Genomic DNA, 16,249 nt, shown 5'->3' on the forward strand with positions numbered 1-16,249 from the left:
TCGATTATGGAAGCTTTCGACATCGCGCTTGGCGTCCTGTTCGGATCGCCGGCCATTTTCGCAGCCTTTGCCGGCGTCGCCTACGGCATTGTCGGGGGTGCCATGCCCGGTATCTCGCCGTCGGTCGCCATGGCTCTGCTGGTGCCCTTCACCTTCACGATGGATCCGACCACCGCCATCATCATGCTGGCTTCGGTCTATGTCGGCGCCGAATATGGCGGATCGATTCCGGCCATCCTGATCAATACGCCCGGCACGAATGCGGCGGCCGCGACCACGATCGACGGTTATGCCCTGCATCAACAGGGCCGCGGTGGCGAAGCGCTCGGAATCTCGCTGATGGCCGGCGTCTTCGGCGGCCTCGTCGGCGTGATCGTACTCGTGTTGCTGACCGGGCCCCTCGCCAAACTGGCCCTTGCCTTCACCCCGGCCGCTTACTTTTCGCTCGGCATTCTCAGCCTCAGCGTCATCGCAAGCCTCACGGAGGGCTCGCTGATCAAGGGCCTCATCATGGGCGTTCTCGGCTTGATGATCGCCACGGTGGGGTCGGACCCGATTTCGGGTGTCACGCGCTTCACGTTCGGCTTCCCCGAACTTTTTGGCGGCATTCACTTCGTGCTCGTCATGATGGGTGTATTTGCCGTCAGCGAATTGTTCAAACAGATCGGCGATCGCGATGAGGAGCATGTCGAACGCGATTCGCGTATCCGCCTGCCGAAGCTGCGCGACTGGCGACGCCTGTGGGTCCCGGTCTCGCTGGGCTCGGCCTTGGGGACGTTCGAGGGAATCATGCCCGGTGGAGGCGGTGCCGTCGCCTCCTTCCTCAGCTATAATGAGGCACGCCGCTGGTCGAAACATCCCGAGGAGTTCGGCAAGGGATCGATCGAGGGAATTGCAGCACCGGAAGCCGCCAACAATACCGTTGCCGGAACAGCGTTGATACCGACCCTGTCCTTCGGCATTCCAGGCTCCAATTCGACGGCTGTTCTGCTTGGTGCATTGCTGGTCCACGGCATGCAGCCCGGGCCGATGCTGTTCCAGCAGAATCCGACGGTCATGTACGGGTTGTATGGCGGGCTGTTCGTCGCCAACATCGCCCAGCTTGTCATCGGCCTGCTGATCATGACGCCGTGCATCTGGCTGGTGAACCGGCCCAAGCGCTATCGCCTTGCCGTGATATATGCCCTTGTTCTGTCGGGCGTTTATTCGATCGACAACAGCGTGCTCGACCTCATTGTCGTTCTTGGGGCCGGCGTCTTCGGATATTTCATGAAACGGCTGAAGTTTCCGATGCTGCCATTGGTACTCGGGCTCATGCTCGGCTATATGGTTGAGTCGAACTTCCGACGCGCACTCCTGGTTTCCGGCGACGATCCGATGACTTTCGTCCAGGACAAGATCTCGCTCGCTTTGCTGCTTCTGTCGGCGGCGATGATCTTCGGCTCGGCGATCTGGCCACCCGTAAAGAAAATCATCTGGCGCAAGAAGGAAGCCTGAGCGATCCAGCGGCTCGAAATGAAATCATGTCGCCATTACGGCTTCATGCCACTTTGATCTTCAACTCGCCGACGCCCTCGACGACACCTAGGAGTTCGTCGCCGCGCTGAACCGGGCCGACGCCGGCCGGCGTGCCGGTATAGATGAGATCGCCGGCCTTGAGTTCGAAAAGGCCGGACAGGTAGGAGATCATCTCCGGCACTTTCCAGATGAGTTGGTCCAGATCGCCCTGCTGCTTCAAGACGCCATTCACCCAGAGCGTCACCGCGCCTTTGACCGGGTGACCGATTTCGCTGGCCGGCACAAGCGCCGAACAGGGCGCCGCATGTTCGAAGGCCTTGCCGATTTCCCATGGTCTGCCGGCTTTCTTCGCTTCGCCCTGCAGATCACGCCGCGTCATGTCGAGACCTACGCCATAGCCGAAAACATGGTCCAGCGCCTTCTCGATGGAAATGTTTCTACCGCCCGATTTCAGCGCGACCACCATTTCAAGTTCGTGATGCACGTCGTTGGATCTTTCAGGATAGGGGAACACGCCGCCCGAGGGCACCAGCGTGTCGGGGTTCTTCTGGAAGAAAAAGGGCTCATCGCGGCTGGGGTCATGGCCCATCTCGATCGCATGGTCGGCATAATTGCGGCCGACGCAATAGATGCGGTGGACGGGAAAAACGTCGATCGAGTTGTGGATCGGCAGAGACGGGATTTCATGCGGCGGGAAAGCATATTTCACAGTGGTGTTCGTCGCGCTCATTCTCTTGCTCCTGCGTGATCTTCAATGTGTACTTCAAACAGCGCCATGCCCTCAACCGGCAGCGAAACCAGTGCCGCTGGTTCCAGTTTAGTAATCCCACTCCCAATAGACGCCGGCCTTGCCGGTCGAACTGGTGCCGACCTCGCCTTCGACTTTCACATTCGGCGTCACTTCCATCTCGACCGTGGCGGCGCTCGAATTGCCGGCGGCGCCCTGTTTGACGCCGACATAGACGCCTTCGCCCACATAGCGGCCGGCGCCCAGGCTGGGTCCGACCGTGCCGTCGCCCGCGTCCACGCTGAGGCGATCCAGTCCGGTCTCCTTGCGGATTCTATCGAGGAGATCTGTGCCGCCGCCAACTCCCGCCAGTTCCGCCGTCGCCTGGGCGAGCTGAATCGCTTCCAGTGCCGAGAGCGATCCCGACGCCTTGCCGAACAGCAGGCGTGACAGAATCTCGTCCTCTGGCAAGGGCGGCGTCGAACTCAGACCGATCCGCACCCGGCTGACATGCCCGCTGACGCCGATCGCGACATCATAGCCTTCGGCGCGCGCATTGGCCGTGAAGTCGAGAACCGGGTCGATTTGCGGGGCACCGTCGAAGATCACCTGGCCACGACTGAAGGAAAGCCGGCGGCCGACCAGATCGAGCGTGCCACGCCGCATCTTCATCACGCCGTCGACAATCGGCTGATCAGCGGTTCCCGTGATCTTGAGGTCGCCGCCCAGTTCGGCGTCGAGGCCGCGCCCGCGAATGGCCATCTGCTGCGGCACGGCGACAGCTATATCGAGTGCGATCCCAAGCGTTCTCGGCGCGGGTTTGTTCGCGGCCTCGATCTGCGCCGCGCGGGCCGGTGGAACATTCACTTCGATCGTTTCGATCTCCTGGACCGTGGGCGGCAGATTATCGGGGATACGGATTTCGGCCTTGAGCAGTTTGATGCCGCCGGTCAGCGTCACTTTTTGGGCAAGGTCGCCACCGATCGCAAGCGTGGCATCGGCCACAGCGAAGGCATCAGGCATGTTGAGCACCTGCGCCTTGTCGAGGCCGAGCGTGACCGCAACCGGCATCGTGCCGCCAAGGCCGACCCGCCCGTTACCTGTGATGCCGCCGCTGCCGGGGGTCGCCGCGGATAGACTGGTAAGATCGACGCGCTGGCCGTTGCCGCGCAATTCCGCCGCCAGCCGGCGCAGCCTGATGCCGTAGCGCACATTGTCATAGCGCCCATCGCTGAGCCGGACGCTGCCGGAAAGGTTGGGACTTTCAAGCGTTCCATCGGCTTGCAGCGCGACATCCGCCTTGCCCGAAACATGGTCGGCGGTTCCCGCGAGGATGATATCGAGAATGGCCAGATCGAGCACGCCCTTGGCGTCGGCCTGAAGGGCGGCGGTGGCCGTGACTGCCGGGAATCCCGTGGCTGCGTCCGCCGGCAGGCCAAAGGCCGCCGAAAGATCCAGTCCGCCGCCGGCCGAAAAGTCGAGGCGTCCGGCAGTCTCGATGCGGGCGCGCCGCCAATTGCCGTTGAGATTGAGGTCGGCGGCCAAGCCGCGCTGGCCGCGCAATCCCATCTCCTTGCCGGCAAGGCTGAATTGCGCCGCTGGATCTGCGCGCGGCCCGGACATGTCCAAGGTCGCGTCCACCGTGCCCACGGCGTCAAGGGTGGGGTCCACCAGTTTAAGGAGGCCCAGCGGAAATTCCGCCACGATCAGCTTTATATCGTTGCCGCCGGGGCTTATCGCCGCATCCAGCATCATTCGCCCGCCGCGCGCGCGCAGATCGAGATCTGCGATGCGCATTGTCGCACCTTGGCGCGTCAGAAGCGCCGGCCTTGCCAGTGTCACGGTTTCCTCGCGATAGGTCGCGGCAAACCTCGACAGCTCCGCCGTCATCGTCTCGGCCTCGCTGGCGAGGTTTCCAGCGAGATCGAGGCTGATTTCCGGCCCCGTCACCTGTCCCGCGACGGCCAGGCCGTCAGCTGCGCCCTTTGCTGTCAGCCCGATGGAATCCAGCCGTCGACCGCCTGCTGCGACGCCACGCAAATCCGCGCGGCCGTCGATGACCATCTTGCCGAGCAGATCGTTCAATTGTGCCGTGATGTCGCCGTCGCGCATGTTCGCCACCCCGGCATAGGCGAGATCGCGGCTTTTGATGCTCAACGCGGCATTCTGTTTGCCGCCGGCATGCGACACCCCGATATCCGCCGCGATGGCGCCGTCAAGCTCAATGCCGGTCAGGTGCCGCAATTCGGCCAGGACCGGCATATCGAGCACCAGATTGCCGGCAACCAATCCACCGGCCACATCGGCCTCGCCGCCGAGGGTGTTGCGGCCGAAATCCAGTCTGGCGCCGCGGATGGCGATGAGCCCGGTCTGCGGCTGCCGGCTTGCTTTCGCGGAAAGGCGGAATGGCAGGCCATCGACCGTCGCCTTGCCGGCGACATCTACCCGTGGTGCGGTGAGCAGGTCCCGCCCATCGAAATCGAATGCCACTGCCCGCGCCGCATACTTGCCAAAGACAATTTCGCCGGAGGTGAGAGCGGCGGCAATCCGCGGTGCCGCCTGCGTGCCGCTGATCTTTGCCCGCAGCGCGGCGGCACCTGTCACCGCCGGATCGAGGGCCGAGAGATCGTGGAGTACCGCCTGGAGAATCATGTCGAGCTGGCTTTCCTCGGCTCTGCCCGACGCCGTCAGGCTGGCGCTACGGCCTTCGATCGCGGCTTCCGAAAGCGTTATGCTTCCAGCTGCGTCTTGCGTGGCATGGATGGAAAGGGTGGGATTTGCGCCTAGCAACCCGTCGATGGCTGCGATTCCCAGGAACAGGCCTTTGCCGGCGCCCGAGAGATCGACCCGCGTTCCCTCCGCATCCCTGTCGGCGCGCATGGAAAGGCCGAGATCGCCCTTGATGCCCGGCTGAGCAGAACCCATCCATCTGCCGAGGTCGGTGAGCTTGGCGTCGATTTCCGCACGAAGGGACTGGACGCCCCAGCCTTCGGTCCGGACAGTGCCGAACAGAGTGAGCGGCCCGGTACGAAGATCGATATTCTGGATGTCTGCCTTGCCGGTAAGATCGAAGCGGCCCTGCGCGCCAAGCCTGGCACCGTCGGCAAGGAGCGGCCGCCAGGCGGGGTTGTCCAAAGCGATATCTCCGGCACTGATGAAGGTGTCGAAGTCGATCCCGGCGGCCAGGCTCCCCTGCGGGTCGAGCATGAGGCTGATATCGGTGAAACCGATCCGCTGTCCGCCTACGGCAAGATCTGCGACGGTGCCGGTCGCCGCCACCCGCGGCGCGGCGATTTCGCCATGCATCTCGCCCTGCAACTCGGCCTGCCGCCAGCCGACCCCAGGCAGGAAGTCGGCATAGGGTGTCGAATCGCCGGCATGGATGTTGAAGCTGAGCCTGCCCGGCGCGTCCAGCCCGACGGAACCGTTGGCCGACAGGCTGACAGATGCGGCCTCCGCCTTGAACGCGCCCACATGCAGGAGGCCGGCCGGTTCGTCGAACATGATCTCGCCTTCGGCCTTGATGCCGCCGCTCAGCAGCATCCGCACATGCTCCGCCAGCAGCGGGCGCGGATCGGCGTCGAGCGTGAAAGCGATATTGCGTTTGCGTCGGTCCCCTTTGACCTGAAGTGCCAGGTCGAGCAGCTTTGCCCGGTCGAGCGTCGCCGCAACATTGCCCTGCCAGGATGAAAGCGGGCCGTCGCCGTTGGCGTCGATCTGCAGATCCGGTGCTCCGGTAAGCCCGAGCGCGCGTGCCAGCAACCCGCCGCGCGGTTCACGTACCGCCAGGACCAGCTTCAAGGCATCCGCGCCGGGCCGGTAGGCGATGTCGGCGTCTATGCGATCGTCCCCGTCATCCAGGCGCCGCAAGGCGAACTTTGCGCCAAGCCCGTCGTCCACATCGCCCAAGGTGGCGCTTGCCTCCACGGTGAAGGCTGCGGCCTCGCCGAGAACAGGCGCGTCAAGCCTCAGCCGGTTGACAGCGAGGGATTGCACGGCAATGCCGATCGGCAAGGACGGCAATGTCGGGCCGGCCGATTCATCATCCACGACGGTCTCATCCGTGGGCTTCTCCGGCGCCCGCCGCATGTCCACATTGCCCAGGTGAAGCTTCGCAATCTCCAGCCGGCGTGCCAGCAAACTCGCCGGGGACCAATCGAGCGTCGCGCGATCGATCGTGAGCCAGATCCCCTTGGCATCCGACAAGGCGATATCTTCGACCGTCATGTCGAACGGTATCGTTCCGCCGATACTGCCGGCCTGCAGGATGATCGGTCCATCTTCCGTCGCCGCCTGCAGCTGCGCCAGCAGCAGATGGCGGCCGCTTGGCGTCTGCAGAAAGGCGAACAGGCCCGCCAGCAACAGCAGCAGGGCCGCCAGCACCACGCCGCCATATTTGAGAAGGCGGCGCATCAGAAGGCCTGCCCGATGCTGATATAGAATTGGAAGGCATCATCGCTGCCGCGCGGATTGAGCGGCACGGCAAAATCGGCGCGGATCGGTCCAATTGCCGTGTAGTAGCGAAGCCCGACGCCCGCCGCATATTGAATGTCTTCATCGAAGCTGGGAAAGACTTCGTCCGAGACCGTACCGGCGTCGAAGAATGGCACGATTCCGTAATCGTCAAGAAAGCGATAGCGCAGTTCAAGGCTGGCGATGAGTGAACTGCGTCCACCAGCGGGATCGTCATCTTCATCGAGCGGGCTGATCGAGCGGAATTCGTAACCGCGTACCGACCCACCGCCGCCGGCATAGAGCCGCCGGTCGGCCGGCAGGTCTTCGGTCTCGCCGCCGAACACGCTGGCGCCGGCAACGCGGCCGGCCAGCACCAGATTGCCGTCGCCGCTGAGATCGAAATAGGTGCTGAAATCGGCATTCGTCCCGATCACATCCTGGCTGGAGCCGAGGAATTCCGGAAAGGCGAAGGTGGATAGGACGAGGCGCGATCCGGAGACGGGATTGAGGAGATCGGCAGTGGTGTCGCGCTTGAAGGACAAGGTCGGACCGAACAGGAGGAAGTCGTCGCTCGCGCCGTCCTCGGTGATGCGCGAGCGTTCCGCTTCCAGGCCGGCTCCCCAGGACATGGTTTCGTCGATGCGGCGTTCGATACCGGCAGTAGCCGTTGCCGATTGCTTGTCGAAAGTGTCTTCGTCATGCGTGTCGGCAAGAACCAGTCCCGCCACCAGATCCTGATCGCGCATGAGATAGTCAGGTTTTCGAAAGGCGGCGGAGAGATTGTAATCGGTATCAGATAGACTGTTCTCGCCGAAGCCGGAAATCTCGGCGTCGAGGCGCAGTCTCTCGGCACCGCCGAACAGGTTCCGGTCGCCCCAATAGGCCTTGAGGCCGGCACCCCTGTCGGTCGCGTAATTGGCGCCGAGGCCGATGAAGTGACGTTTGCGCTCCGCCACCAGCACATCGACCGGCAGGCTGCCATCTGGCGCCAGTTGCTCGGCGGGTGTCACCTTGACGGCATCGAACACATCGAGCGAGCGCAGATCGTCTCGCAGGGCATTGATTTCACTGGGTTGATAGAGTTTGCCTGGCGGAAATTGCGCGCGCTGCCGCATGAAGGCGGGGTCGATCCGATCGAGTCCGGTGACGTTCACGGCGCCCATGGTGGCGATCGGGCCGGGCTCCACCACATAGGTGACAGAAACCGTCTTGGTCGCATGATCGATCGTGGCGGGCCGCAATGTCACCTTGGCAAAAGGATATCCCTGGTCGAGCGTTGCGTTCAGCAGGCGCTCGCGCTCGGCCAGAATCGCCGCCGCCCGTGCCGGTTCATTTTTCCGCAGTGCCGCTGTCAAGGGTTGCGCGATATGCGCCGTTATCTCGACGGCGACGGATTGCACTGCGAAGAGCTTTCCGGGCGTTACCAGGATATCGACGGAGTGCCGCTTGTCCGCCGGCTCTTCTTTCTCCGCCGCGCCGGCATCGGCGGCCACGTCTTGTCCATCGACCAGAATGACGACGGTCCCGTCATAATAGCCCGCCGACCGCAGGGCCTTTTCGATGCGCGGAATATCCTCTTCGGCGCGCCGCGTGAGGCCGAAGAGCGTATCGGGGGGCGATTCCTCAAGCTCCACCAGGGTCGAACTGGCGAGCACGGCTTCTTTGAGGACGGGATCGTCCGATATGAGCGGCGCCACCCGATATTCAAGCGCATGCGTCTGGGCGGCGCATATCAGCGCGCCCAGCGGGAAAACAGCTACCCATCGATACGACGGCCACCGCAAGTACGTCACTTTCGAATATCGGGAACGCTGGAAGGAATTCGGGAACTGCCGCTCAGCCGAAACGCGAGCGGGCGTTCCGGGTTCCGCTGCCGTCCATGGCAGCCTGGGAAAGCATAGACCCGAAGGTCGCTCGCATCTCCTGGGAAATGATCAATGATGAGCCATCCGGGACCGCCGGGGGTGGGATAGTGACACGAAGGCACCGGATCGGGCCGCAAAAAGGCCGCCCGCCGGCCATTTGGCTCCCCGCTCGGTCTTGGAGTAGAAGAGGCGGGCCCGGCCCGCAGGATGGGCGTTATGAGGAAATGAGGTGGGGTGTGTTCAGGGATGATTTGTTAGCCGGCAAGCGGATTCTCATTACCGGAGGCGGCACGGGGATAGGCCTGTCCATCGGCCGGCGGTATTTGTCGCTCGGCGCGGAACTCGTCATCTGCGGCCGGCGCGAGCAGGTTCTGGCCGAGGCCGCGGAGGAATTGCAGCGCGACACCGGCGGCAGGGTCAGTTTCAAGGCCTGCGATATACGCGACGCAGCGCAGGTGGACGCATTGCTCGACTGGGCCTGGACCGAAGGGCCGCTCGACGGGCTCGTCAACAATGCCGCCGGCAATTTCATCGCCCAGAGCGAGACGCTGAGCCCGCGCGCGATCGATGCGGTTCTCGGCATCGTGCTGCATGGTTCAGCCTATATGACAATCGGTTGCGGCAGACGCTGGCTTGCAGCCGGCCGCCGCGCCAGCGTGCTGTCGATCATCACGACCTATGCGTGGACCGGTTCGGCCTATGTCGTGCCTTCCGCGATGGCCAAGGCCGGGGTGCTCGCCATGATTCGCTCGCTGGCGGTCGAATGGGGTGGGCGGGGTGTTCGACTGAATGCCATCGCGCCGGGCCCTTTCCCGACAGCCGGTGCCTGGGAGCGTCTGGTGCCAAAACCCGAACTCGCCGCCGCTTTCGAGGCCAAGAACCCGCTGAAGCGCGCCGGCCGTCATGAGGAGCTTGCCAATCTTGCCAGTTTCCTGATGGCGGAGGAGGCCGCCTATATCAATGGCGAAGTCGTGACCATCGATGGCGGCGAATGGCTTCAGGGGGCAGGGCAGTTCAATTTTGTCGGCAGCATGATGTCGCAGGCCGATTGGCAGGCCCTGAAGCCGAGGAAATAGCGGGCCATAAAAGACCCCGAGAGGGCCTGCCGCCCCCCAATCCCTTGCATCTAGTCGAGAAGCGCTTCATCGGAAGGGCCGGCTACGGTCTGTGCAATTTCGAGGATCATCTTCTGGCGCAAGGCGCGCGCGAAATCGGCCCGCGTATCCGCCGTCATGACGAAAGCGCCGAAGCCGCCGATCACGTCGCGTTCATAGACTTCAACCAGGAACGGCTGCCCTCCGCTGCCCATCCGCCCGTCATTCAAGATGGCCAGCGCGTTGACCGTGATGCCGGCCGCCACCGCCATGTCGCGCGCGGCGGGCGATGGCACGTGGCTGCGATTGTCGGGATTGTCGCCGGATATATCGATGACGCGGCGCGTCGGTGCGCAAGGGCAATCGCCGATCAGCCCGATCGCTAGATGCATGGCATCGCCCAGCGCATTGTAGCTCTGCGTGGAGCGCGGCGCGCTCAGGATCGCGGCAGAGAATGCCGCCGCGCCGGCGCGGTCGCCGACCGTCATCCAGTCGACCACGATCGCGGCCCCGCCTGGGCTGCCCCATTCGACCAGGGCGATCGCCAGGCGGTCGTGCCGGCCACTGCGAATGGCGCGCAAGACCTCCTCGTCGAGGATGGCGGCGGCGATGCCTTCTTTCTGCAGCTGGAATTCCGCCGGATCGATGCTGCCCGAAGCATCCACGACCAGGACCAGGGCGAGGTCGACTGGCGGCAAGCTTTCCGCCTGCGCGGATGCATCCCGCGCAAGACCACCGCATAAGGCAAGGAGGGCGGCGCCGCGAATGATCTGTCCGACAAATCCCATCGCATTCTCCTGCCGTGATCTGGCCCGCCGTGATCTGACCTGGTGGATTGGAACAGTATGGGCGGATCGGCCATCGCGGTCGCGTGACCAATCTGCGGCGGCCTAGCTGAGTAGCTTCAACAGCACGTCCGTGGCGCTCAGTATATCGGCGCGGACATGAGCGGCGCAGCCATCGGCGTTCCCGCCGCGAATGGCCTGGAGGATAAGCCTGTGCTCCTCGTTGGCGGCGAGATAGTTGCCGGAACCGTGCAGCAGGTGGAAATATGGGCTCACCTGCAGCCAGAGCCCCTCGATGGTGCTGAGCAGGGTTTCGGATCCGGCGGCGCCATAGACGGTGAAGTGAAATTCGTGATTGCCGCGCACATAGGCCGGTGTGTCGCCGTCATTCGCGGCCCTGGCCATCGTCTCCACAAGCAGTTCGAGCTTGGCGAGATCGGCCGCGGTGACATGGGGGGTCGCCCACTGCGCCGCCAGGCTTTCGATTTCGACGCGCACCCTTGTGAGATCGCGCAGGCGTCCTGAATCGACCTCGGGAATGCCGACCGACCGTCCCGAAATGACCGTGAGCGCTCGTTCGGCGGTCAGGCGCTGCAGCGCTTCGCGCACCGGCATGGCGCTGACGCCGAAGGCGTTGGCGAGGCCCTGGATGGTGACAAGCTCGCCCGGGATCAGGCCGCCATCGAGGATCATCGATTTCAGCTGGCGATAAATCTCGTCGGGCAGCGTCACGCGCGCAACCTGCATGGGCGGCAGGGTGCTGGTCTTGCGGCGCGGGCGACTCGTCTGGCTGGGCGCTGTCATCTTGAGAAGGGGCTATCGGGCGGCGGTTGGCACGTCAAGGCGCGATCTGGCCTTGCAAGTTCAATGATATCTGATTTATGATCAAATGATCAAAAGAAACATTGCCCGATCCCTTGTGGCTGCGGATCGGTCAATCCGGCCTCGTCAGGGGGCTTGAGAAAAGCAGCCGCGATACGGGAGAGAACACCATGACACCCATCCGAGGTGCGCTGAGGCTGCTGTCTGCCTTCGCGCTTGGCGCGTCCGTCCTGATGCTGGGCGGGACGGCGCATGCTGCTGATAAATTTAAGATATTTCTGTCGATGAGCTTTATCGGCAATGATTGGCAGGCGGAAGCCGCGAACATGGTGAAAGCCATGGCCGCTCATTCCTCCATGGCCGGCAAGGTCGATCTGCAGGTCCAGGTGGCCGGGCCCAATGCCCAGCGCCAGATCCAGCAGATCAATGCCATGGTCCAGGCCGGCGCCCAGGCCATCGTGATCTTCCCGATCTCGCCCACCGCCCTGAACGCCGCAGTCAAGAATGCCTGCGACAAGGGCGTTCTGGTCTTTGCCTATGATGCCGAAATCACCGAGCCCTGCGCCTACAACATCTCGATCGACCAGGAGGAGGCCGGGCGCGTCACCGCCGAATGGCTGGTCGAGAAGCTTAACGGCAAGGGCAATATCGTGGCCGTCACCGGCGTCCCCGGCACCTCGGTCGATACTTTGCGCACGAAGGCCGCCAAGGAAGTCTTCGCCAAGCATCCCGACATCAAGATCGTCGCCGAAGCGGTCGGCATGTGGAGCCAGGCGAATGCGCGCACGGAACTTTCCAAAATCCTCGCGACGCGCGGCTGGGACGATATCGACGGTCTGTGGATGCAGGTCGGCTGCTTCACGGCCAATGCGATGCAGCTTGAGGCCGGCAAGAAGGCCGAAGCACTTCTCCCCTGCGCGGGCGAAGGCTCGAATGGCGGCCGTATCCAGATGCTGCCGGCCGGAACGGCGGTCGAAGGCGGCGAGCCGCCCTATGCACCGCTGGGCGCCCCGCGCATCTCCTACGCCTCGCCGCCTTACTCAGGCGCGCTGGCGTTGAAACTCGCCGTGCAGAAGCTCGAAGGCAAGGATGTCGAACACAAGATCGTGCTGCCGCTGCCGGTGGTGACCAACGAGACCATCAAATATTGCGAAACCGGCTCCTGGGACGAAATGAAGGCAGGCTGCAACGCGTTCCCGCCGGCCCTGGTTCCCAATCCGGGCTGGTTCGCCTCGATCTTCTCCGAGCAAACCCCCGAAGTCGGCTTCCAAGCGGCCCTGGTAGGACAGCCCGAACTCTGAGCTGTCTCGCGATGACTGCCGGGCGGTCACCCGCCGCCCGGCATTTTTTTCAAGCCACCAGATGAATCCAAGACCGGCACAGCTTCATGAATGACAGCATTCCCGCGATCGAGGCGGATCGCATCCGCAAGGCATTCGGGCCCACCGTGGCGGTCGGTGACGTTTCGTTCCGCGTGGAGGCAGGCCGCGTTCATGCCCTGCTCGGCGAGAACGGTGCCGGGAAATCAACCATCGTCAAGCTGCTGAGCGGACTGATGTCGCCGGACACGGGCCAGTTCCGCATCTTTGGCGCCGGCGCCAATCTCAGCTCGCCCCGCGCGGCGCATGCCCATGGAATCCAGACCGCGTTTCAGGAAATGACATTGATCCGCGATCTCACAGTCGTGGAATCGGTGCTGATGCCATACGCACCGGTAAATCCGCTGGGCATCATCCGCCGCCGCGCAGCGGAAGAATCCGTCCGCGCGCATTTCGCGGCGCTCAACCTCGGTCATATCGATCTGCGCGAGGAAATCGTCAACCTCGACCTCGCCATAAAGCAGAAGATCGAAATCGCCCGCGCCATCTACCGGAAGCCCAAGATTCTTCTGCTCGATGAACCGACCTCGTCGTTGACGGGCAGGGACGTCGACTGGCTGGGCGATATCATCGCACAGCAGAAGGCGGCCGGCGTTACCACCATCTTCATCTCGCACCGCCTCAAGGAAGTGCGCGATTTCTGCGATACGCTGTCGGTCCTGCGCAATGGCCAGCACATCGCCAGCGGCGCGGTCGCCTCGTTCGACGATGAGGAAGTCATCCGGATGATCGTCGGCCGCTCGATCGGTCAGGCTTTTCCGGAACGACCTGCCCGGACGCATGAATCCGGCCCGGAAGTTCTCCGGGTCGAAAGACTCGCCACCAGCGGCAAGCTCCGCGATGCCAGTTTCTCGCTGAAGAAAGGCGAGATCCTCGGCGTGGCCGGCCTCCAAGGCATGGGTCAGCTCGACCTCTTCGCCGCCTGCTTCGGCATGATCGAAGTGACGGCGGGCCAGATTTTCGTCGACGGCGAGCCGGTGGTCATCTCTTCTCCGGCCGATGCGGTGCGCGCCGATATCGGCATCAGTCTGGTCCCGGAAGACCGCAAGACCGAAGCTCTGTTTCTGAAACTGACCGGCACGGAGAACGCCTCGCTCCCGGTCATCGACCGGTTCACGCGCTTCGGCTTCATCGATACGCAGCGCGAGAAGGAGGCTGTCGCGGCCGTCTTCCAGCGCGTGGAGGTAGCCGACCGGGCGCTGTGGACCAAGGCCAGCGCCTTTTCGGGCGGCAACCAGCAGAAGATCGCCATCGCCAAATGGCTGCTGGCGCAAAGCCGCGTGCTGCTGCTCTACGATCCCACGCGCGGTATCGATGTCGGCACCAAGCACGAACTCTACCGGCTGATGCGCGAATATGCCGAGGCGGGCGGCGCCATCCTCCTTTATTCCACCGAGATTCCCGAACTGGTGCATCTCGCCGACCGGGTCATGGTCCTCTACCGGGGTCGTATCGCCCAGGAGATTCTGGCTGGGGAACTGACCGAAGACAATATCGTGCGCGCCGCCCTGGGCGGTGCGACGAACGGGCAAGCTGCATGACCATGGCCGGCATGACAATCGCACAAGCTCCACGTCGCACGCTCCGCCTGGGTCGGTTCCGCGGACTCATCGTGGCGCTGCTCGTCTTCATCGCCCTGTTGCTCCTCAACGACCTCATGAGCCCTGGCCCGATGAGCTATTTCGAGTTCAGCTTCATGTCGTCGGGCGGTGCCACCCTGGCGGCGGCGGCGGCGGGGCAGACCCTTGTCATCCTGACCGGCGGCTTCGACCTATCGGCCGGCGCCGTCATTTCGCTGGTCAATGTCGTGCTCGCCACCAACATGCCGGATACACCCGAAGGTATATTGCTCTGGTCATTGATCGGCATCGGCATCGGCATGGCGACGGGTGCTTTCAACGGCTTCTTCATTGCCTATTTTCGCCTGCAGCCGATCGTGGTGACGCTGGCCACGATGTTCATCACGCAGGGCCTGACCCTTCTTGTGCTGGACAAGCCTGGCGGCATGATTCCGGCCGGCCTCAGTGCCGCATTGGCGCAGGATGCCATCCCCGACATCCTGCCGATGCCGATCATCGTCCTCGGCATGGTCATCCTGCTGTGGCTCTGGCTCAAGAACACGCGCTTTGGCACATCCGTCTACGCGATCGGCAGCGACATCGATTCAGCCAGGGCGCAGGGCATCCGCGTGCGCTGGGTTCAGTTCCTGGTCTATGTGCTGGCCGGCGGCTGTTATGGCTTTGCCGGCGTCTTCATTTCGGCGCAGACCGGGGCGGGTGATCCGTTGGTCGGTAATTCCATGCTGCTGCAGGTTTTTGGCGCCGTCGTCGTTGGCGGCACGCGGCTGGGCGGCGGGCGCGGCGGCTGCGTCGGCTCGATCGTCGGTGCCTATATCCTGATGATCGTCGTCAATATCCTATTGGTGCTGAATGTCTCGGCTTACTATTCCACGATTGTGGAAGGCGCCATTCTGATTCTTGCCGTCCTCGCCGGCGCCGTGACGCGTTCCTCGCCGGCCGCCTTCTGGCTGCGCCAGACATTGGCGCGGCTCCGGGCAAGGCGCCTTGGCATGCTGCCCGGCCAGGGGCGGCGGCCGACGCAGAGCCTGGTCCTGCCGGGTACCGGCGCCAAGCCGCGTGCCGTTCCGACGCCCTCATTCCTGACAAGGCATGCCGAGACAATCCGTTACGCGCTGCCGGCCTATGTCTGCTTTGTCATCGTCGTCCTGGCCACCGAACTTGTCCTGGGCCGGGCATTGTTCCATGGCGGCTATTACAATTCGCTGCTGGTTCTGTCCTCCTTCCTGCTCGTCCTCGCTCTCGGCCAGGGAACGGTCATCCTGACCGGCGGGCTTGACCTGTCCGTTCCGTGGACGATCGCGCTTTGCGGCATACTGCTGGCAGGCATCGTGAACGGCCAGGACCAGCCCATGCTATATGCCCTGCCACTGGTGCTGGCGATCGGCTGTGTCGTCGGCCTCCTCAACGGCATCGGCATTGCCATGCTGGGTATCTCGCCCATCGTCATGACCTTGGCGATGAATGGCATCCTGCAAGGCTTGGCGCTGCTCTATTCGCAAGGCACGCCCGCCGGCTTCTCGGCCCCGCTGATGCGCTGGTTCATGACGTCGCAAGGCGCCATTGTCACGCCGGTGGTCGTCTTCATTCTGGCCTTTGTCGCCGCGGCCGTGGTGCTGCACCGCTACACGGCCTTCGGCCGCCGCATCTATGCGCTGGGGAATGGCGAGCGCGTGTCGGCGCTTTCGGGGATCAATGTCGGCCGGACGATCCTTCTGGTCTACATGGTGTCCGGATTCTGCGCGGCACTGGTCGGCTGCATGCTGACCGGCTTCTCCGGCCAGGCGAGTCTTGGCATGGGTGACGATTATCTGCTGCCGTCCATCGCCGTGGTCGTGGTCGGCGGAACGCTGATTACCGGCGGACGCGGTACCTATATCGGCATGGTCGGCGGTGTCCTGCTGCTGACGGCTCTGCAGACCCTGTTGGCCGGCACCACTTTGCCCTACGCCACCCGTATCATTATCTTCGGTTTGGTCGTCCTGGCGGCCGTAATCGCCCTGCGCGAAAGAAACAATTAGGAGTGC

10 protein-coding genes are annotated in these 16,249 nt (G+C 63.5%); 5 read left to right on the forward strand and 5 right to left on the reverse strand.

Translation table 11 applies throughout. The features are described from left to right. The first annotated feature begins 6 nt into the window (after nucleotides 1–6). The gene (locus ACE3TY_RS13080) at nucleotides 7–1,497 is read left to right on the forward strand and encodes a tripartite tricarboxylate transporter permease (protein ID WP_374653593.1); all 1,491 of its coding nucleotides are present in this window, start codon (nucleotides 7–9) and stop codon (nucleotides 1,495–1,497) included. Between the two features lie 43 nt (nucleotides 1,498–1,540). Here ACE3TY_RS13080 and ACE3TY_RS13085 read toward each other — a convergent pair whose 3' ends face one another. From ACE3TY_RS13085 to ACE3TY_RS13095, 3 genes are all read right to left on the reverse strand, one after another. Next, on the reverse strand, nucleotides 1,541–2,248 hold the full coding sequence (locus tag ACE3TY_RS13085) for a fumarylacetoacetate hydrolase family protein (RefSeq protein WP_374653595.1): 708 nt from the start codon (nucleotides 2,246–2,248) through the stop codon (nucleotides 1,541–1,543). Between the two features lie 87 nt (nucleotides 2,249–2,335). Continuing rightward, complete coding sequence (locus tag ACE3TY_RS13090; protein WP_374653597.1) at nucleotides 2,336–6,658, reverse strand: translocation/assembly module TamB domain-containing protein; 4,323 nt, start codon at nucleotides 6,656–6,658, stop codon at nucleotides 2,336–2,338. Next, entirely contained in the window at nucleotides 6,658–8,397 is a 1,740-nt protein-coding gene (locus ACE3TY_RS13095) for an autotransporter assembly complex family protein (protein WP_374653599.1), read from the reverse strand. Before ACE3TY_RS13095 ends, ACE3TY_RS13090 begins: the two co-directional genes overlap by 1 nt. Nucleotides 8,398–8,801: 404 nt before the next feature. On the opposite strand from ACE3TY_RS13095, the gene ACE3TY_RS13100 reads away from it, so the two are divergent. Further along, complete coding sequence (locus ACE3TY_RS13100) at nucleotides 8,802–9,641, forward strand: SDR family oxidoreductase (RefSeq protein ID WP_374653601.1); 840 nt, start codon at nucleotides 8,802–8,804, stop codon at nucleotides 9,639–9,641. 50 nt (nucleotides 9,642–9,691) lie between these two features. Here the strand turns inward: ACE3TY_RS13100 and ACE3TY_RS13105 are convergent, their stop codons facing one another. Continuing rightward, nucleotides 9,692–10,447, reverse strand: a complete 756-nt coding sequence (locus tag ACE3TY_RS13105; protein WP_374653603.1) for a DUF1194 domain-containing protein — start codon at nucleotides 10,445–10,447, stop codon at nucleotides 9,692–9,694. Nucleotides 10,448–10,549: 102 nt separating this feature from the next. After that, complete coding sequence (locus ACE3TY_RS13110) at nucleotides 10,550–11,248, reverse strand: GntR family transcriptional regulator (RefSeq protein ID WP_374653605.1); 699 nt, start codon at nucleotides 11,246–11,248, stop codon at nucleotides 10,550–10,552. A 188-nt stretch (nucleotides 11,249–11,436) separates the two neighbouring features. Between ACE3TY_RS13110 and ACE3TY_RS13115 the strand changes: the two genes are divergently transcribed. From ACE3TY_RS13115 to ACE3TY_RS13125, 3 genes are all read left to right on the forward strand, one after another. After that, nucleotides 11,437–12,567, forward strand: a complete 1,131-nt coding sequence (locus ACE3TY_RS13115) for a sugar ABC transporter substrate-binding protein (protein WP_374653607.1) — start codon at nucleotides 11,437–11,439, stop codon at nucleotides 12,565–12,567. 86 nt (nucleotides 12,568–12,653) lie between these two features. Further along, the gene (locus tag ACE3TY_RS13120; protein WP_374653609.1) at nucleotides 12,654–14,186 is read left to right on the forward strand and encodes a sugar ABC transporter ATP-binding protein; all 1,533 of its coding nucleotides are present in this window, start codon (nucleotides 12,654–12,656) and stop codon (nucleotides 14,184–14,186) included. An 11-nt stretch (nucleotides 14,187–14,197) separates the two neighbouring features. Beyond that, nucleotides 14,198–16,243 carry a hypothetical protein gene (locus tag ACE3TY_RS13125; RefSeq protein WP_374653611.1) on the forward strand — a complete coding sequence of 682 codons (2,046 nt, stop codon included), beginning with the start codon at nucleotides 14,198–14,200 and terminating at the stop codon, nucleotides 16,241–16,243. Nucleotides 16,244–16,249: the final 6 nt, after the last annotated feature.

Origin of the sequence: Dongia sp. (assembly GCF_041918875.1) — a bacterium.
Lineage (GTDB): Bacteria > Pseudomonadota > Alphaproteobacteria > Dongiales > Dongiaceae > Dongia.

What these genes read in the sequence shown, in the direction of transcription:
- ACE3TY_RS13105 (WP_374653603.1), bottom strand. Translation starts at nt 10,447, where the DNA reads ATGGGATTTGTCGGACAGATCATTCGCGGCGCCGCCCTCCTTGCCTTA.
- ACE3TY_RS13110 (WP_374653605.1), bottom strand. Translation starts at nt 11,248, where the DNA reads ATGACAGCGCCCAGCCAGACGAGTCGCCCGCGCCGCAAGACCAGCACC.
- ACE3TY_RS13125 (WP_374653611.1), top strand. Translation starts at nt 14,198, where the DNA reads ATGACAATCGCACAAGCTCCACGTCGCACGCTCCGCCTGGGTCGGTTC.
- ACE3TY_RS13090 (WP_374653597.1), bottom strand. Translation starts at nt 6,658, where the DNA reads ATGCGCCGCCTTCTCAAATATGGCGGCGTGGTGCTGGCGGCCCTGCTG.
- ACE3TY_RS13115 (WP_374653607.1), top strand. Translation starts at nt 11,437, where the DNA reads ATGACACCCATCCGAGGTGCGCTGAGGCTGCTGTCTGCCTTCGCGCTT.
- ACE3TY_RS13085 (WP_374653595.1), bottom strand. Translation starts at nt 2,248, where the DNA reads ATGAGCGCGACGAACACCACTGTGAAATATGCTTTCCCGCCGCATGAA.
- ACE3TY_RS13120 (WP_374653609.1), top strand. Translation starts at nt 12,654, where the DNA reads ATGAATGACAGCATTCCCGCGATCGAGGCGGATCGCATCCGCAAGGCA.
- ACE3TY_RS13080 (WP_374653593.1), top strand. Translation starts at nt 7, where the DNA reads ATGGAAGCTTTCGACATCGCGCTTGGCGTCCTGTTCGGATCGCCGGCC.